Annotated in this window: 1 protein-coding gene; it reads right to left on the reverse strand. The window is 68.4% G+C overall.

Features of this window, described 5'->3' with window-relative positions; genetic code table 11:
- Nucleotides 1-42 precede the first annotated feature (42 nt).
- Entirely contained in the window at nt 43-21,405 is a 21,363-nt protein-coding gene (locus tag AB0L60_RS33970) for an SDR family NAD(P)-dependent oxidoreductase (protein WP_364622686.1), read from the reverse strand.
- Nucleotides 21,406-21,439 lie beyond the last annotated feature (34 nt).

Below are 21,439 nucleotides of genomic sequence, written 5' to 3' on the forward strand. Positions count from 1 at the left end.
CGAGAACGACCGGGTGAGCTTCAGCTCACCCGGTCGTCGCCCCTAACCCGCGAGCCAGCCCTCGATCACGTCCGCGGCATCCGCCGAGCCATCCTCCAGGATCGTGAAGTGATCAGCCTGGACCGGCACGACGGAATGCGTTGCGTCCCAAGGCTGGGCCTGCCAGTCCGCGCGCTCCGCCGAACTTCCCAGGAACGACCGGTCGCACTGGACGAACAAGGTCGGCGTGACAACGGGACCGGGCGCCATCTCCTGGAGCAGCCGGACATACCAGCCCATACCGGACAAACGGGCCTGGTCGAAGCGGCCGAAGGTCGCCTCGTTGGACACCATGTGCTCGGCCATCGCCCGCAGCAGCCATTCGCCCTCGCCGTCGTCCACCCGATAGGTATCGAGCATGACCACGCTCGCGGGCGCGGGTCCGCCCACCGCCTCCAGGTGCTCGGTGAGGAGGTAGGCCAGCAGACCGCCCGAGGAGTACCCGAGTAGCACGAACGGATCTCCTTGCGCCGCTTCGAGAACGCTGCGCGCCAGGGCCTCCAAGGCCGCCGTCGGCGTCGCCGGCAGGGATTCTCCCGTCCGGCAGCCGATCGGCGACAGCGCCACGACATCACGGGCGGTGCGCAGGTGCGAGGCGATCCTGGCGTACTGATGCGCGCCGCCGGTGGCCAGTGGCGGTGTGAGGCAGATGATCCGTGGCAGCGCCGAACCCGCGGCGACTCGCGCCGGAGCAGGGAGCCGATCCAGTTCGGATGCCGACGCGAACTGCTCGCGCAGCTCCGCCGCCAGATTCAACAGGGCGAAGCCGGTGCCGACTCGCCCGGATTCCACTGCGCCGCGGAACATTCCGTACAGCGAGTCGTCCTCGCTCACCCGTCCGCTGTCGTCTCGGGTGGCTGTGGTGAGCTCCTTCCGCAGGTATCGGGCCAGTGCCGCAGGCGTTTTGTGATCGAAGATCGCGGCGGTCGGCAGGGTCAGGCCGGTGGAGGCATTCAGCGTTGTCCGCAACTCCATGGCGGCCAGTGAGTCGAACCCGGCCTCGAGGAAGTCACGCTCGGGGTCAAGCGCGTCGGCGCTCTCGTGCCCGAGCAGTCTGGCGGCGTTCTCGAGGATGTGGGTCCGGAGCCACTGTTCCTGCTCGGACTCCGGGAGCTGTGCCAGCTGCCTGCGCAGCGCTCCCGTGTCCTGCGTTCCGCTGCCGTGCCGGCGCCCGGCCCGCTTGGCCAGGTCGCCGAGCAGTGCGGGCACCGCGTCCCGGGCGCGCAGCGCGGCCAGGTCGATCTCGACCGGCACGTGCACCGGACGCGTCGTGGATACTGCCGCGTCGAACAATTCGAGCGCCTTGTCCGCGGTCAGCGGCGGCATGCCCTGGCGGCGCATGCGCAGCCGGTCGGCCTGGTTGAGCCATTGCGACAGTCCGGTTTCGATGTCCCACAGGCCGTAGGCGAGCGAGGTGGCCGGTAGGCCCTCGGCGTTCCTGAAGGTGGCGAGGGCATCGAGGAACACGTTGGCCGCCGCGTAACCGCCCTGCCCGGCAGGCAGGATCGAGCCTGCCACCGAGGAGATCATCACGAACGCGGACAGTCCGGCGTCGCGGGTGAGTTCGTGCAAATACCACGCGGCGTCGGCCTTGGCGCCGAGGCAGTAGTCGATCTGCTCCGGCGCCAAGGTGTCGACCAGACCGTTGTGGGCGACGCCCGCCACGTGGACGACCGCACCCAGCGGATGCTCCGCGGGTATCGAAGCGAGCAGGTCTCGCAACGCATTCCGGTCGGTGACATCGCAGGCGGCCACGCGGACCCGGGCGCCGAGAGCGCCGAGTTCGTCGATCAGATCCGCGGCGGCGTCCGGTCCGCGACGACCGGCCAGCAGCAGGTGCCGCACACCGTGTTCGGTCACCAGATGTTCGGCGAGGTGGCGACCGATGCCGCCGGTACCACCGGTAATCAGCACCGTCCGTTCGGGATCCCATGGTGCCTGTCGCTCCGGGTCGGGCGACGCGGCGCGAACCAGGCGTGGCACCCGCACCCCGTCGGCGTCGACAGCCAGTTCCGGCTCACCCGAGATCGCCGCGGCGACAAGGCGATCCGCCGCTGTCGCCACACGCGCCTCGATGAGCACGATCCGCCCGGGGTGCTCCGCCTGCGCCGCGCGCACCAGACCCCACACCGCGGCCGCGGCCGGGTCGGCCTCGGAGTCGGTGATCACAGCCAAAGTGGTCGCGGCGTACCGCTCTTCACTCAGGAACTGTTGGATGACGCCGAGCGTGCGGTGCAGCCCCGTCCGCAACCGGGCCGGCACGTCGTCGCCGTCGACCGGGGGCCGGAAGAGCAGGACCGACGCCGGCTCCGGCGCGCCCCATTCGGCCCACGAGACTCCCGCCGCCGAACGCAGTTCCGGACCGGGCCGCCAGGTGAGCTCGTACAGCGCGTCCTGCGAGGACCGGGCCGCCCCGGAGAGCAGTTCGACCGACAGCGGGCGCAAGGCGAGCGACCGCACCGAAAGCAGTGGCGCACCACCGGAATCGGCCATCGCCAGGGTGACTTCTCCCTGATTCAGCCAGGTCAACCGGACTCGCACCCGCCGGGCGCCGTCCGCGTGCACACGCACCGAAGACCACGCGAACGGCACCAGGGTCGGCCGCTCTGCCTGCTCGTCCACACCCTCGGGAAGGCCGAAGGACAGTGCGTGCATGGCCGAGTCGAGCAGCGCGGGATGCACACCGTAGCCCTGGGCCGAGGTCTGCTCGGGGAGAGCGACTTCGGCGAAGAGATCCGCCCCGCGCCGCCACAGGGCCGAGAGCCCTTGGAAGGCGGGCCCGTAGTGGTACCCGTTCTCCGCGAGTTCGTCGTAGGCCCCGTCCAACGGCACGGCCGTGGCACCGGCCGGTGGCCACTGCACGAAATCGGCCCAGCCGTCGTCGCCGGCCGCTTGGCCCGGGCTCACCGTGCCGTGCGCACGGTGGGTCCACGAGAGCGACGGATCGTCCTCGTCCTTGCGCGAGTAGATGTCGAGCCCTCGGCGACCGGTCTCGTCGCTGTCGCCGACGATCACCTGGATCTGCACTCCGCCATGCCCGTGCAACACCAGCGGAGCCAGCAGTGTGAGTTCCTCGAGTTCCGGGCAGTCGACCTGGTCTCCGGCGTGTACAGCGAGCTCGACGAATCCGGTGCCGGGGAGCAGCACCGTGCCGAGCACGTCATGATCGGCCAACCAGGGATGGGTGGCCGTGGACAGGCGGCCGGTGAACCTGACGCCACCGCTCTCCGGCTGTGCCACCATCGCGCCGAGCATGGGGTGCTCGGTGGACCGCAGGCCGAGCGCGTGCGCCTCGCCGGTGTGCAGTGGGCCCGTGGCCCAGAAGCGGCGGTGCTGGAAGCTGTAGGTCGGGAGGTCGGTCTTCGTGCCACCGACTCCGGCGTAGTAGCTGGTCCAATCCACCGTCGCACCGGTGACGTGCAGCCGGGCGAGGCCCGTCAGCAGGGTCGCGGGGGTCGCGTTGTCCCGCCTGGCGAGAGCGATTGTGGTTGCGGTATCGAGGGTTTGGGCGATCATCGGGGTCAGCACCGCATCGGGACCGACCTCGGCGAACCTGGACACGCCGAGCTCGGCGGCCGTGGCGACCGCGTCGGCGAATCGGACGGTCTCCCGGACCTGACGCACCCAATACGACGGATCCGACATCTCGTCGGTCACCCGTGCACCGGTCACCGTCGACACCAGCGGGATCCGAGGGCGGGCGAACGCCAAACCCTGTATCGCTGTGGCGAATTCGGCCAGCATCGGTTCCATAGACGCCGAATGGAAGGCATGCGAAACACGCAACCGATGCGTGCGCCAACCCTTGTGCGCACACCGCTCAGCGACGGCGACGACATCGTCCTCAGCGCCGGAAAGCACCACCGACGCAGGGCCATTCACCGCAGCGATCGACACCTCACCGGCCAGCAATGGCAGCACGCCGGCCTCGGACGCACCGACCGCCACCATCGCTCCGCCAGTGGGTAGCGCCTGCATCAACCGCCCACGGGCAGCCACCAGCACACACGCATCCGCCAGAGACAGCACACCCGCCACATGCGCGGCAGCCACTTCCCCGATCGAGTGACCGGCCACCACATCGGCACGGACTCCCCAGGATTCGAGCAACCGGAACAGCGCCACCTCGAACGCGAACAAACCCGCCTGCGCGAACACGGTCTGGTCCACGAGGTCAGCACCGGCCAACGCCGCATTCAACGAAACCTGCTGCCCCAGCAGCGGATCCAGCTCGGCGACAATCGCGTCGAACACCTCGGCGAACGCCGGATACGCGCCGCGCAGCTCAGTGGCCATACCGGCCCACTGCGCACCCTGACCCGAGAACATCAGACCCGTCGAACCCGACGTCACCCGGCCGATCACCACACCGGGGGCCTGCTCACCGGCAGCCAACGACCGCACGCCCGCGAGCAGATCATCACGGCTCTCGGCTACCACAACCGCGCGATGTTCGAAAACAGCGCGCGTGGACGCCAGTGAGAAGCCGACATCCGCCGGATTCAGGTCGCGATCACCCACATGGGAAGCGAGGCGAGCAGCCTGACCGCCGAGCGCCTCGCCGCTTCGTGCCGAAATCACCCAGGGCAGTGGTCCGTCAGCGCGGTCCGTCGCCACCGGCGCCTGATCCACCGCCGGAGCCTGCTCGACGATGAGGTGAGCGTTGGTGCCGCTGATACCGAAGGACGACACACCCGCACGACGCGGACGATCCACCTCCGGCCACGCCACCGCCTCGGTCAGCAACCGGATATGACCTTCGCTCCAATCGACTTTGGTGGTGGGTGCATCGACGTGCAGGGTCTTGGGCAGCACGCCGTGGCGCATGGCCATCACCATCTTGATCACGCCGCCCACACCCGCCGCGGCCTGGGCGTGACCGATGTTGGACTTCAACGACCCCAGCCACAGCGGCCGATCCGCCGCACGGTCTTGGCCGTAGGTCGCAAGCAGCGCTTGGGCTTCAATGGGATCGCCCAGCGTCGTACCCGTGCCGTGGGCCTCCACCACATCAACCTCGACCGGCGAGATCCCGGCATTCGCCAGGGCTTGGCGAATCACGCGCCGCTGCGACGGACCGTTGGGTGCCGTGAGACCGTTCGACGCGCCGTCCTGATTCACCGCCGAACCAGCGATCACCGCGAGCACCTGATGGCCGTTGCGACGGGCGTCGGACAGGCGCTCCAGCACCAGCACACCGGCGCCCTCGGACCACCCGACGCCATCGGCGGTGTCGGAGAAGGACTTACACCGACCATCCGGAGACAAGCCCCGCTGACGGCTGAACTCCACGAAGGTCTCCGGGGTGGCCATCACCGCCACACCACCGGCCAGCGCCAGGTCACATTCACCCGACCGCAGCGACTGCGCGGCCAGATGCATGGCCACCAGGGACGACGAGCAGGCCGTGTCGACCGAGACGGCCGGGCCCTCCAATCCCAGGGTGTAGGAGATGCGACCGGAGACGAGACTGCCGGTCGCGCTGTTCCCGCTGCCCTGGGCGTAGTCGTGGTACATGACGCCGGTGAACACGCCGGTCGAGCTGCCGCGCAGCACCGCCGGATCCACACCGGCGCGTTCCAGCGCCTCCCAGGTCGTTTCCAGGAGTTGGCGCTGTTGCGGATCCATCATCGTGGCTTCGTTGGGGCCGATGCCGAAGAAGTTCGCGTCGAATTCCGCAGCGGTGTGCAGGAATCCACCTTCCCGGGTGTAGGACTTGCCCGCGCGGCCCGGTTCCGGATCGTAGATGCCGGTGATGTCCCAGCCTCGATCGGTCGGGAGGGTCGACACCGCATCCCCGCCGGCCCGGACCAGTTCCCACAGTTCCTCGGGGGACGTGACGCCTCCGGGGTAGCGGCAGGCCATTCCGACGACGGCGATCGGGTCCGTGTCGACGGCCCTGCTGGCGGTCACCTCGACGTCGCGGCTGGTGCCGGCGAACTCGTCGGCCAGGTATTTCGCCAGGGCCTGAGGTGTCGGGTAGTCGAACACCAGGGTCGCGGGCAGCTGCAACCCCGTCACGGCCTTGAGAGCGTTGCGGAACTCGATGGCGGTGATCGAATCGAAGCCCAACTCGCCGAAGGCTCTGTCCGCCGCGACCGCGTTCACGTTCTGATGCCCCAGAATCGTGGCGACCTGCGCACGCACGATCTCCACGAGCACATCGAAACGTTCGCTCTCGGGAGTGTTCGCCAGCCGAGCCCGCAGCGCCGTGAAGGCGCCCGAGGCCGCCTTGCGGCGAGCCGGGATGAGGCCCGCGAAGAGCGCCGGCGCGGCAGTGCCCGCGCTGCGGATGCTCTCGAAATCGAGACGGGCGAGAACCGGAGCCGCCACGTCGATCTCGAGAGCGGCATCGAACAGTGCGAGGCCCTGCACCTCCGACAGCGGCAGCATGCCTGAACGCGAAAGGCGTTGACGGTCAACGTCACTGAGTTGTCCGGCCATGCCACCGTCCCAGAGACCCCAGGCCAGAGAACTACCGCGGCCACCCGCAGCCCTGCGGTGTGCCGCCAGCGCGTCCAGGCATGCGTTGGCCGCGGCGTAGTTGCCCTGGCCGGGGTTGCCGAAGGCACCGGCGACCGAGCTGAACAGCACGAACGCCTGCAATGGCAGTCCGGCGGTGAGTTCGTGCAGATGCAGCGCGGCATCGACCTTGGGCCCCAGCACCGTATCCATGCGTGCCGCGGTCAGCGAGGCGATCGCACCGTCATCGAGGACGCCGGCCATGTGGAACACGCCGGTGAGCGGACGATCGGCGGGCACGCCTGCCAGCACCTCGGCGAGGGCGCCACGATCGGCGACATCGCATGCGGCGAACTCGACCTCGGCACCCAGCTGCCGCAGCTCTGTCCCGAGTTCTGCAGCGCCAGGCGCGGATTCGCCGCGCCTGCTCAACAGCAGCAAGCGACGAACACCGCGGGTGGCGACCAGATGCCGGGCGAACATCCCGGCGAGCAACCCGCCCGCGCCGGTGATCAGAACGGTGTCGCCCGGATCGAAGGCGGGAGCGACGGTCGGCGCGGTGGCGGCCGCTCGGCCCAACCGCGCGATGTGCACCTGCCCGGCACGCACGGCGACCTGCGGTTCGGCCGCGGCCACGATGCCGCCGAGCAGCCCGTCGAGAGCGGAGTCGCTGTCGATCAACACGATCCGGCCGGGGTTCTCCGCCTGCGCGGAGCGGACCAGGCCACCCACGGCGGCACCGGCCAGGTTCGTAATGTCCTCCCCGGCAACCGAAACCGCGCCGCTGGTTCGAACCACCAGCACCGATTCGATGAATCGCCGGTCTGCGATCCAGGCCTGCAGGATCTCCAGAACATCATGCGTCGCAGCATGAATGGCAGCCGGATCGTTGCCCGTGGGGCACTCCAGCACGACCACCGGCGGGACCTGCTCACCGAGATCCGGCCACACTGCCGCGGTGACCTCGGTAGGACGCATCGTGATCGGCGTCCAGTCGATCTGCAACAGCCCATTGCCGACGACGGATGTGCCCGTGGTCAGCTGCGCGGGATCGATCGGCCGGGAGGCCAAGTGCCGCACGGTCGCCACCGAAGCACCGGTCGAGTCCGCCAGGTCGATGGCGACGCCGTGCTCACCGGCACGGGTGAGCCGGACACGCAGGGCATCGGCGCCGGCCGCGTGCACGGTGACGCCGGACCATTCGAACGGCAGCGCGAGCCCGGCGCCCTCCGCCGATGCGTCCTCGTCAAACCGCAACGCGTGCAACGCCGCATCGAGCAACGCCGGATGCAGACCGAACCGCTCCGCCTCGGCGCGGGCCGCCTCGGGCAGTTCGACCTCGGCGTAGAGCAGCCCATCCGCCGCGCGCCACACCGACTTCAGCGCCTGGAACACCGGACCGTAGTGATAGCCCTGCGCATCGAGCGAGTCGTACGCACCATCGATGTCCACCGCGACCGCATCGGCCGGCGGCCATTGCACCAGATCGACAGGTGCACTGCCGATTTCGGGTGCGAGCACACCTTCGGCGTGCAAGGTCCATGCCGGTGCCGCATCGACACCGTCCTCGGAGCGGGAGAAGATCCGCACCGCGCGACGGCCGGTCTCGTCCGGAGCGCCGGCCACGACGCGCACCGCGAGTCCCGCGGATTCCGGGAGTGCCAGCGGGACCTGGAGGACCAGTTCCTCGAGGGTCGAGCAGCCGACCTGTTCGCCGGCGTGCAGGGCGAGTTCGACCAGACCGGTACCGGGGAACAGTACGGTGTCCATGACCGTGTGGTCGGCGAGCCAGGGGTGTGCCTGCACCGACAGCCGGCCGGTGAGGGTCACCGCGTCGGAATCCGGTTGCGACACCACCACCGCGGCCAGGGGGTGTCCGGTGGCGGCGAGGCCCATGGCCCGGGCGTCACCGCCGACGGCGGAGCCGTCGAGCATCCAGTAGCGGCGGCGCTGGAAAGCGTAGGTGGGCAAGTCGATTCGCCCGGCTCCGGTACCGGCGTAGAGGCCGGCCCAGTCTACGTGAGCGCCGGTCACGAACAGCCCGGCCACTCCAGCCAGCACGGACGACGCATCCGCCTCCCCACGACGCGCCAACGCCACCACCGCGACAGCACCGTCATCGAGGGTCTGGGCGACCATCGGGGTCAGCACCGCGTCGGGTCCGACCTCGGCGAACCGGGACACACCCATACCCGCCATCGCGATGACCGCATCGACGAAACACACGGTGTCCCGGACCTGACCGACCCAATACGACGGATCCGACATCTCGTCACCGATCCGGGCACCGGTCACCGTCGACACCAACGGAATACTCGGGCTAGCGAACGCCAAACCCTCGATCGCCGAACCGAACTCGGCCAGCATCGGCTCCATCAGCGCCGAATGGAAGGCATGCGACACCCGCAGCCGGTGCGTCCGCCAACCCTGCTCGGCACACCGCTCAGCGACAGCAAGAATACCATTCTCGACCCCGGAGAGCACCACCGACGACGGACCATTCACCGCCGCGATCGACACCTCATCAGCGGGCACGTCACCGGCCGCCAGCAGCGCCCGAACATCGGTCTCGGAGGCACCGACAGCGACCATCGCCCCACCAGTGGGCAATGCCTGCATCAACCGGCCACGCGCGGCCACCAGCACACACGCATCCGCCAGAGACAACACACCCGCCACATGCGCCGCAGCCACCTCACCGATCGAATGACCCGCCACCACATCCGCACGCACACCCCACGACTCGAGCAGACGAAACAACGCCACCTCGAACGCGAACAAACCCGCCTGCGCAAACACCGTCTGGTCGATCACGTCGGCACCGGCCAAGGCTTCACTCAGCGAAACCTGCTGCCCCAGCAGCGGATCCAGCTCGGCGACGATCGCGTCGAACACCTCGGCGAACACCGGGTGCGCCGCACGCAGTTCGGTAGCCATACCGGCCCACTGCGCACCCTGACCCGAGAACACCACACCGGTCAAGCCCGCCACCACACGACCGGACACCACACCAGGAGTCGTTTCACCGCGGCCCAGCGCTCGAGTGCCGGCCCGCAGGCCGTCCTGCTCGGGGGACAGCACCACGGCGCGATGGTCGAACAGCACCCTCGAAGTCACGAGCGAGAAGCCGATGTCGATCGGGTCGTGATCGTGCTCGTCCGTATGGGATGTCAGGCGGGCAGCCTGCTCGGCAAGAGCTTCGCCGGTACGTGCCGAGAGCACCCACGGCAGCACTGCACCGGCCGGGGCGGTCCTGGCCGCCGGAGCCGGGGCCGCTGCCGGAGCCTGTTCGACGATGAGGTGGGCATTGGTGCCGCTGATACCGAAGGAGGACACACCGGCACGACGCGGTCGATCAACGTCCGGCCACGTCACCGGCTCGGTCAGCAACCGGATATGGCCTTCGCTCCAATCGACTTTGGTACTGGGCTGATCCACGTGCAGCGTTCGCGGCAGCAGGCCATGGCGCATCGCCATGACCATCTTGATGACACCACCCACACCGGCAGCGGCCTGAGCGTGACCGATATTGGACTTCAACGAACCCAACCACAGCGGACGATCCGCCTCGCGGTCCTGCCCGTAGGTCGCGAGTAGTGCCTGGGCTTCGATCGGATCGCCCAAAGTCGTTCCCGTGCCATGAGCTTCGACCACATCCACGTCGGCCGAAGTCACCCGGGCATTGGCCAGCGCTTGGCGGATGACCCGCCGCTGCGAGGGACCGTTGGGTGCGGTCAGACCATTCGACGCGCCATCCTGGTTCACCGCCGAACCGGCGATCACGGCGAGAATCTGGTGGCCATTGCGCTGGGCGTCGGAGAGTCGTTCCAGCACCAGCATTCCGGCGCCTTCGGACCAGGCGACGCCGTCGGCGGCGTCGGCGAAGGACTTGCATCGTCCATCCGGTGCGAGCCCGCGCTGGCGGCTGAACTCGAGGAACATGTCCGGGGTGGCCATCACGGCGACACCACCGGCCAATGCCAGATCGCACTCCCCCGACCGCAGCGACTGCGACGCCAGATGCAGCGCCACCAGCGACGACGAACACGCCGTGTCCACCGAGACGGCCGGGCCCTCCAATCCCAGTGTGTAAGCGATCCGGCCCGAGACCAGGCTGCCGCCGGTGCTGGCTCCGGTCCCGGTTCCCTGGGCGTAGTCGTGGTACATCACGCCGGTGAACACACCGGTCGAACTGCCGCGCAGCACCGCCGGATCCACACCGGCGCGTTCCAGCGCCTCCCACGAGACCTCCAGCAGCAACCGCTGCTGAGGATCCATCATCGCGGCTTCGTTGGGGCTGATCCCGAAGAACTCCGCGTCGAATTCCGCTGCGGAGTACAGGAATCCGCCGCGTCGCGTGTAGGTCCTGCCTGCTTTGCCGGGTTCGGGATCGTAGATGCCGTCGATGTCCCAGCCACGATCCACCGGCAACTCACCGGTGGTGTCGGCACCCGAGACGACGAGGCTCCACAGATCCTCCGGCGACATGACGCCACCCGGATAGCGACATCCCATCGCCACCACGGCAATCGGCTCGTCGTCGGCTCGGACTCGACTGGTCGCGAGCTCTTCGACGACTCCGGCGCCGGTGAGTTGCGAACCGATGAACTCCGCGACGACCTGCGGATTGGGGTAGTCGAAGACGAGGGTGGCCGGTAGTTGCAGACCGGTCGCGGTATTGAGTTTGTTGCGGAATTCGACAGCGCTGAGCGAGTCGAACCCGAGCTGCTGGAAAGCCTGCTGGGGTTCCACAGCTGCCATGGACGCGTGCCCGAGAATGTCGGCGGCAGTGGACCGGACGAGTTCGAGCAGTGCGCTGTCGCGATCGCTGTCGGAGAGACCGGCCAGCTTCCGCAGGAATGCCTGACCTGCCGCGGTGCGAGTGTGGCGACGCACGGGCGTCGGCACGACCGCGCGCAGAAGCGCCGGGATCCGCTCGCCCTGGGTTCGCAGGATGGCCGGATCGACTCGCAGCGCGACCAGTTGGGCCAGGTCGGTGGCGATCGCCGAGTCGAACAGCGCCAGGCCCTCGGCCTCGGTCAGCGGCGGGTAGCCCTGCCGCCGCATCCGGTCGAAGTCGCTCTCGGACAGCTCGGCGCCGAGCGCGGTGGACCGCGCCCACAACCCGTAATCGATGGATGTCGCGGGCAATCCCAGGCCGCGACGGTGGGCCGCGAGCGCATCCAGGAAGACATTCGCGGCGGCGTAGTTCGCTTGGCCGGCGGCCAGCACCAGGCCACCCGCCGACGACACCAGCACGAACAACTCCAGCGACCGGTCGCGGGTGAGTTCGTGCAGATGCCACGCGGCGTCGACCTTGGGCCGGAACACCCGCTCGATGCGGTCGGGCGTGATCGATTCGATCAGGCCGTTGTCGGCGGTTCCGGCCGCGTGGATCACTCCGGCGAGAGGGTGCTGGTCGGAGATGGTGTCGAGCAGGGCGGCCAGCGCGTTTCGATCGGAGACGTCGCACGCGGCGATGGTGACCTCGGCGCCGAGCTCGACGAGTTCGTCCCGAAGCTCGGTGGCTCCCGGCGCATCCGGACCACGACGACCGGTCAGAAGCAGTTGGCGCACACCGTGTTCGGTCACCAGGTGCCGGGCGATCACCGCACCGAGACCACCGGTGCCGCCGGTGATCAGCACCGTGCCCGACGCTGCCGATCGAACAATCGTGCCCGAAGCGTGGCGACTCAAACGCGGCACGAGCACGCTCGTGCCCCGCAGTGCGACCTCGGGTTCCGACGCGACAGCGGCGACCGCGGTCGCGGCGGCGAGCAGCTCACCGTCGTCATCCAGATCGATAAGCTGGAAACGACCCGGGTGTTCCGCCTGCGCTGCCCGTACCAGCCCCCACACCGGGGCCTGATCCAGCCGCACCTGCTCCGCATCGGCGACGGTCACTGCCTGCCTGGTGAGCACCACCAAACGGGAACCGGCGAAACGAGATTCGGCCAGCCATCGCTGAACGGTATCCAGGACACCGGTGACAACCTCCCGTGCGGCCTCCGGCTCGGGGCCGTCACCGCGGGGGCAGTCCAGCACGACGATCTCAGGGACAACCGCGTCGGGGTTCGCATCCAGATCGGCGATCAACGCCGCGAGATCACGATGGCCGGGCACCCCGTCAGCGCCGCCCTGATCAGAACCGAGGAGCGCCACCCGATCCGGCTCGACCGTCACCCCCTCCGACAACCCGGCGGCGACCCACTCCACACCGAACAGGGCTTCCGACGCGTGGCGGCCGCCGAGCCGCTCGGCCGACACCGGCCGGGAGACCAGCGCATCCACCGACAACACCGGTTGCCCTTGCCCGTCGGCCAGCTGGACGGCGAACCTATTGTCCTGCACCGCGATACGTACTCGCACTGAGGCAGCGCCGATCGCGTGCAGCGCCACCCGGTTCCAGGTGAAGGGCAGCACCGGCGAATCACCGCCACCGTTGCGACGGCCGTGCACGATTCCGGCATGCAGAGCGGCGTCGAACAATGCGGGATGGATGCCGAAACCGCCGGCTCCCTGCGGATCCGGTAGCGCCACCTCGGCGAACAGTTCTGCATCGCGCTGCCATGCGGCCTGCAAACCCTGGAACAGGGGGCCGTAGCCGTATCCGAGATCGAACAGCTCGTCGTAGACGCCGTCGATCTCCATCGGCCGCGCACCGGCCGGAGGCCACGCGGCAAGATCGAAATCCGCCGCCACCTCGTCCGGCGCGAGCACACCTTCGGCGTTCAATGTCCACGCCGACGCGGAATCGACGCCACTGTCGGGGCACGAGAAGATCCGCACGCCGCGACGACCCGCGCCGTCCGGGGCAGCGACCACCACGCGCACCGCGACCCCGGCCGACTCCGGAAGCACCAGCGGCGCTTGCAGGACCAGCTCGTCCAGGGTCGGGCAGCCGACGTGTTCTCCGGCCCGCAGGGCGAGTTCGACCAGTCCGGTACCGGGCAGCAGGACCGTGTCCATGACCTTGTGATCGGCCAGCCATGGCTGGGTCTGGGCCGACAAACGGCCGCTGAGCGCGACCACCTCGGAATCCGGCTGCGAGACCACGGCCGAAACCAGCGGATGCCCGCTGGCCACGAAACCCATCGACCGGGCGTCGCCACTACCGGTGGACGTCGGAGCCATCCAATAGCGCCTCCGCTGGAAAGCGTAGGTGGGCAGGTCGATTCGCCGGGCACCGGAACCGGTGTACAGAGCGGCCCAATCGACCTGGGCGCCGGTCACGAACAACCCGGCCACTCCGGCCAGCAGTGTCGGCGTATCGGCCCGATCGCGACGCGCCAATGCGACCGGCGCGGCGGCACCGTCATCGAGGGTCTGGGCGATCATGGGGGTCAGCACCGCGTCGGGACCGACCTCGGCGAACCTGGACACGCCCGAATCAGACATCGCCACAACGGCATCCGCGAAGCGCACCGACTCCCGGACCTGACCCACCCAGTACGACGGTTCGCACATCTCGTCGACGATTCGAGCGCCGGTCACGGTCGACACGAGCGGGATGCTCGGGCGAGCGTACGCCAAACCCTCGATTGCCGTGGCGAATTCGGACAGCATCGGCTCCATCAGAACCGAATGGAAAGCGTGCGAGACACGCAGTCGGTGAGTGCGCCACCCCTGTTCGGCGCAACGATCGGCAACGGCCACGACGTCGTCCTCGACGCCGGACAACACCACCGACGACGGGCCGTTGACCGCCGCGATCGACACCCGGCCGGCCACCAGCAGCGGCAGCACATCGGCCTCCGACGCGCCGACCGCGACCATCGCCCCACCAGTGGGCAAACCCTGCATCAACCGGCCACGCGCCGCGACCAGCACACACGCATCCGTGCGAATCAACACCCCGGCGACATGCGCGGCCGCCACCTCACCGATCGAGTGTCCGGCCACGACATCGGCGCGCACGCCCCAGGATTCGAGCAGACGGAACAACGCCACCTCGAACGCGAACAAACCCGCCTGCGCGAACACGGTCTGGTTGACCAGATCACCGTCGGCCAACGCCTCGCTCAGCGAAACCTGCTGCCCCAGCAACGGATCCAGCTCGGCGACGATCGCATCGAATGTCTCAGCGAATGCCGGATACGCCGCACGCAGCTCGGTAGCCATACCGGCCCACTGCGCACCCTGACCCGAGAACACCACACCGGTCGAACCCGACATCGGGCGACCGGTCACCACACCGGGTGCCTGCACACCGGTAGCCAACGACCGTAGTCCCGAGAGGAGACCTTCACGCCCCTCGGCCACGACGACAGCACGATGCTCGAGCACGGTACGCGTGGACGCCAGCGAGAAACCGATATCGATCGGATCGTGTTCGCCCACAGACGATGCCAATCGAAGAGCCTGGCCGGCGAGAGCGTCACTACCGCGCGCCGAAACCACCCACGGCAGCGCCGCCGGAACGGTCTCGACCACCGGCACCGACTCCGCCACCGGAGCTACCGGTGCCTGCTCGACGATGAGGTGAGCGTTCGTGCCGCTGATACCGAAGGACGACACACCCGCACGACGCGGACGATCCACCTCCGGCCACGCCACCGCCTCGGTCAGCAACCGCACATGGCCCTCGGACCAGTCGACCTTGGTGCTGGGCTGATCAGCGTGCAGCGTTCGGGGTAGAACCCCGTGCTGCATCGCCATCACCATCTTGATCACGCCACCGACACCGGCCGCGGCTTGGGCGTGACCGATGTTGGACTTCAACGACCCCAGCCACAATGGCCGATCCGCCGCACGGTCTTGGCCGTAGGTCGCAAGCAGCGCTTGGGCTTCGATCGGATCGCCCAGCGTCGTACCCGTGCCGTGGGCCTCCACCACATCAACCTCGACCGGCGAGATCCCGGCATTCGCCAGGGCTTGGCGAATCACGCGCCGCTGCGACGGACCGTTGGGTGCCGTGAGACCGTTCGACGCGCCGTCCTGATTCACCGCCGAACCAACGATCACCGCGAGCACCTGACGGCCGTTGCGACGGGCGTCGGACAGGCGCTCCAGCACCAGCACACCGGCACCTTCGGACCACCCGACGCCATCGGCGGTGTCGGAGAAGGACTTACACCGACCATCCGGAGACAAGCCCCGCTGACGGCTGAACTCCACGAAGGTCTCCGGCGTCGCCATCACCGCCACACCACCGGCCAATGCCAGATCGCACTCCCCCGACCGCAGCGACTGCGACGCCAGATGCAGCGCCACCAGCGAGGATGAACACGCCGTGTCCACGGTGACCGCGGGGCCTTCGAGGCCGAAAACGTACGAGACCCGGCCCGAGACCAAGCTCCCGGTTGCGTTGTTCCCGGTTCCTTGCGCGTAGTCGTGGTACATCATGCCGGTGAACACACCGGTCGAGCTGCCGCGCAGCACCGCCGGATCCACACCGGCGCGTTCCAGCGCCTCCCACGAGACCTCCAGCAGCAACCGCTGCTGAGGATCCATCATCGCGGCTTCGTTGGGGCTGATCCCGAAGAACTCCGCGTCGAATTCCGCTGCGGAGTACAGGAATCCGCCTTGACGGGTGTACGTCTTGCCCGCGTGACCGGGTTCGGGGTCGTAGATGCCCTCGATGTCCCAGCCACGATCCGTCGGCATCTCGCCGGTGGCATCGATGCCGGAGGTGACCAGATTCCACAGGTCTTCGGGCGAGGCGACACCGCCGGGATAGCGGCAGCTCATCGCCACCACCGCAATCGGCTCGTCGTCGACGGCCGCGCTGGCGACCAGCTCGACGTCTCGGCCGGTTCCGGTGAATTCATCGGCCAGATATTTCGCCAGCGCCTGCGGTGTCGGGTAGTCGAATACCAGTGTCGCGGGCAGTGATAGGCCGGTGACGGCTTTGAGGGCGTTGCGGAACTCGACAGCGGTGATCGAGTCGAAGCCCAGCTCGCCGAAGGCCTTGTCCGCCGCGATCGCGTTCGTGTTCTGATGACCGAGAATCGCCGCGACCTGACCGCGCACGATCTCCACGAGCACACCGGAACGCTCGCTGTCGGGAGTGGTGGCCAGACGAGCACGCAATGGCGTCGCCGTACCTGAGGCCGCTCTGCGGCGAGCCGGGATCAAGCCGGAAAACAGTGCGGGCACGGCGAATTCGGTGCCCCGCAGGCCGTCCAGATCCAGGCGGGCGAGAACCGGAGCGGTCACGTCGCTCGCGGTGGCGGCGTCGAACAACGCCAGGCCCTGGTCCTCCGACAGCGGCAGCAGGCCCGACCGCGAAATGCGGTGCAGGTCAGCATCGCTGAGCTGCCCGGCCATGCCCCCGTCCCACAGACCCCAGGCCAGAGACTGTGAGTGGCTGCCCGAGGACCTGCGCAGTGCCGCGAGCGCATCCAGGCACGCATTGGCCGCGGCATAGTTGCCCTGTCCGGCATTGCCGAACGCGCCGGCCACCGAGCTGAACAGCACGAACGCTTTCAGCGGCAGGCCGGCGGTGAGTTCGTGCAGGTGCAGGGCGGCATCGACCTTGGGGCCCAGCACCGCATCCATCCGGGCCGGGGTCAGCGACGCGATGGCGCCGTCGTCGAGGACGCCGGCCATATGGAACACGCCGGTGAGCGGGTGGGCGGCAGGCACATTCGCGATCGCCTGCGCGAGTGCCTCGCGATCGGCGACATCACACGCGACGAACTCGACCTCCGCGTCGAGCCGCTGTAGCTCCGTGCGCAATTCCGCGGCGCCGGGAGCAACCTCGCCACGTCGGCTCAGCAGCAACAGGCGACGCACACCATGGGTGTCGACCAGGTGCCGGGCGAACAGTCCACCGAGCAGACCACTCGCACCGGTGATCAGAACCGTCTCGTCCGGAGCGAAGGAGTCGGTCGCCGAAGCGGTCGCCACGGTGGCCCGGCTCAGCCGCGCACCGTGTACCTGACCGGCACGCACGGCAACCTGTGGTTCCTGCGCGGTGAGAATCCCGCCCAGCAGCCCGTCGATCGCGGAGTTGGTGTCCACCAAGACGATCCGGCCGGGGTTCTCTGCCTGCGCGGAGCGAACCAGGCCGCCGACGGCAGCACCGGCCAGGTTCGTAATGTCCTCCCCGGCCACCGATACCGCTCCACTGGTCCGAACCACCAACGTCGACTCGGCGAACCGAGAATCGGCGATCCAGGACTGAACCACCGCGAGAGCTGCATGGGTCGCGGCGTGGATGGACGCGGGGTCGTTGCCCTCCGGGCAATCGAGCACGACCGCGGCCGGAACCTCGTCACCGAGATCCGCCCACGACACCGCGCCGACTTCGGCCTCCCCCACCGAGATCGGCGCCCAGCCGATCTGGAACAGCGCATTGCCGACCGCGGATGCGCCGCCCGTGAGCTGCACGGGATCGATGGGCCGGGAAGCCAGCTGCCGCACCGTCGCCACCGGGGTACCGGTCGGGTCCGCCAGATCGAGGGTGACCGCGTGCTCGCCGACGCGAGTGAGCCGGACGCGCAGCGCGCCCGCTCCGGTCGCGTGCACGGCGACACCGGACCACTCGAACGGCAAGGCCAGCCCGGCACCCTCCGCGGACATGCCATCGGCGAAGCGCAGAGTGTGCAGCGCGGCATCGAGCAATGCCGGATGCACGCCGAACCGCCTGGCGTCCGGACGGGCCTGCTCCGGCAGCTCGACCTCGGCGTAGAGCAGGCCGTCGGTGCCCCGCCACACCGAGGTCAGCGCCTGGAACATCGGACCGTAGTGATAACCCTGCGCATCGAGGGAGTCGTAGACACCGTCGATATCGACGGCGGTGGCGCCGGCGGGCGGCCACTGCGCCAAATCCGCCGGCGCGCTGTCGAATCCCGATGCGAGCACACCTTCGGCGTTCAATGTCCACAACGGCACCGCATCGACACCGTCATCGGGGCAGGAGTAGACCCGCAGCCCGCGTCGGCCTGCGGCGTCCTGGGCACCGACCACCACGCGCACCGCGACGCCGGCCGACTCCGGCAGCACCAGCGGCACCCGTAGGACCAACTCCTCGAGGGTCGGGCAGCCGACCTGCTCCCCCGCCTGCAGGGCGAGTTCGACCAGACCCGTGCCGGGGAAGAGCACGGTGTCCATCACCCGGTGATCAGCCAGCCATGGATGCGTCTGCGCCGACAGTCGGCCGGTGAGGGTGACCGCATCGGAATCCGGTTGCGACACCACCACCGGGACCAGGGGATGTCCGGTGGCCGCCAGGCCCATCGCCCGGGCATCGCCACCGACAGCGCCCGCGGCGATCCAGAAGCGCCGATGCTGGAATGCATAGGTGGGCAGGTCGATTCGCTGAGCTCCGGAGCCGGTATAGAAGCCGGCCCAATCGACGTCGGCACCGGATACGAACAGCCCGGCCACGCCGGACAGCACGGCGAACGAATCGGCCCGATCCCGGTGCGCCAAGGCCACGACCGCGGCGGCATCGTCGAGAGTCTGGGCGATCATGGGGGCCAGCACGGCGTCGGGTCCGACCTCGGCGAACCGGGACACGCCCGAATTCGCCATCGCGGCAACCGCATCAGCGAACCGCACGGTGTCGCGGACCTGACCGACCCAATACGACGGATCGATCATTTCGTCGGTGACCCGGGTGCCGGTGACCGTGGACACCAACGGGATGGTGGGGCGAGCGAACGCCAAACCAGCTATCGCCGTGGCGAACTCGGCCAACATCGGTTCCATCAGGGCCGAGTGGAAAGCATGCGACACCCGCAACTTGTGTGTACGCCAACCACGCTCGGCACACACCTCGACAGCGGCGGCGACCGCGTCTTCGACGCCGGAGAGCACGACCGACGACGGACCATTCACCGCCGCGATCGACACTTCACCGGCCACCAGCAGCGGCAGCACATCGGCCTCGGAGGCACCGACCGCCACCATCGCCCCACCGGCGGGCAGCGCCTGCATCAACCGGCCACGCGCGGCCACCAGCACACACGCATCCGCCAGAGACAACACACCCGCCACATGCGCGGCAGCCACCTCACCGATCGAATGACCCGCCACCACATCAGCACGCACACCCCACGACTCGAGCAGACGAAACAACGCCACCTCGAACGCGAACAAACCCGCCTGCGCAAACACCGTCCGATCAACCAGATCAGCACTCGCCAACGCCCCACTCAACGAAACCGACTGCCCCAGAAGCTGATCCAGCTCCGCGACAATCGCATCGAAAGCCTCGGCGAACACGGGGTACGCGGCACGCAGTTCGGTAGCCATACCGGCCCACTGCGCACCCTGACCCGAGAACACCACACCCGTCGAGCCCGCCACCACACGACCGGACACCACGCCAGGAGTGATTTCGGTGCGGCCCAGCGCCCCGACTCCCGCCAGGAGACCATCGCGGTCCTCGGCCACCACAACTGCGCGATGCTCGAAAACAGCCCGCGTGGACGCCAGCGAGAAGCCGATATCGATCGGATCATGTTCGGCCACAGCCGATGTCAGGCGAACAGCCTGACCGGCGAGCGCCTTGTCGGAGCGTGCCGAAACCACCCACGGGAGCCAGCCACCGGCCGGGACGGTCTTCACCGCCGCCACCTGATCCACCATAGGCTCGGTCACCGGGGCCTGCTCCACGATGACGTGTGCATTGGTGCCGCTGATACCGAACGAGGACACACCCGCACGACGCGGACGATCCACCTCCGGCCACGCCACCGACTCGGTCAACAGTCGCACGTGACCCTCGGACCAATCCACCTTCGTGGAGGGCTGATCCACATGCAGGGTCTTGGGCAGCACGCCATGGCGCATCGCCATGACCATCTTGATCACACCACCCACACCGGCAGCGGCCTGGGCGTGACCGATATTGGATTTCAGCGAGCCCAGCCACAATGGCCGGTCCGCGTCGCGCTCCTGCCCGTACGTCGCCAGCAGCGCCTGGGCTTCGATCGGATCACCCAGAGTCGTACCGGTGCCGTGGGCTTCGACGACATCCACCTCCGCCGGGGACACCCCCGCATTGGTCAGGGCCTGGCGGATGACCCGTCGCTGCGAGGGACCGTTGGGTGCGGTCAGACCATTCGACGCGCCATCCTGATTCACCGCCGAACCGGCGATCACCGCGAGAATCTGATGCCCATTGCGCTGGGCGTCGGAGAGTCGTTCCAACACCAGAACACCGACGCCCTCGGACCAGCCGACACCATCGGCGTTGTCGGAGAAGGACTTACACCGACCATCCGGGGACAAGCCCCGCTGACGGCTGAACTCCACGAAGGTCTCCGGCGTCGCCATCACCGCCACACCACCGGCCAGCGCCAGATCGCACTCCCCCGACCGCAGCGAGGCCGCCGCGGAATGCATTGCCACCAATGAGGACGAGCACGCCGTGTCCACGGTGACCGACGGCCCTTCCAGGCCGAACACATACGAGACCCGGCCGGAGGCAATGGATCCTGAGTTCGCATTGGCTGGATAGTCGTGGTACATCATGCCAACCCAGACGCCGGTCCGGCTGCCCTTCAGCGAGCCGGGGTCGACACCGGCCCGCTCGAACGCCTCCCATGAGGTTTCCAGCAGCAGGAACTGCTGCGGATCCATGAGAGCGGCTTCATTGGGACTGATGTTGAAGAAAGCCGGGTCGAATTCACCTGCGGAATGCAGGAATCCGCCCTGGCGGGTGTAGGTGGAATTCGGTGTCTCCCCGGTCGCGTCGTAGAGGCGATCGATATCCCAGCCACGATTGCCGGGGAACTCCGAGGTCGCGTCCGTTCCCTCCGCGACCAGATTCCACAGCTCCTCAGGCGAACTGACCCCACCCGGGTACCGGCAGGCCATACCCACAATCGCGATCGGTTCGCGAAGAGCCGCGTCGAGCTTGCGGTTGCGGGCACGCAACCGCTCCGTCTCCTTGAGCGAGACGCGCAATGCCTGAGCGAGCTTCTGAGTATTGTCTTCGGGCTTCGTCATTAGTGTGCTAGCTCTTCCTAAGGTCAGCGTGACT

The sequence above is a fragment of the Nocardia sp. NPDC051981 genome, assembly GCF_040680715.1.
In the GTDB taxonomy this organism is placed as follows: Bacteria; Actinomycetota; Actinomycetes; order Mycobacteriales; family Mycobacteriaceae; genus Nocardia.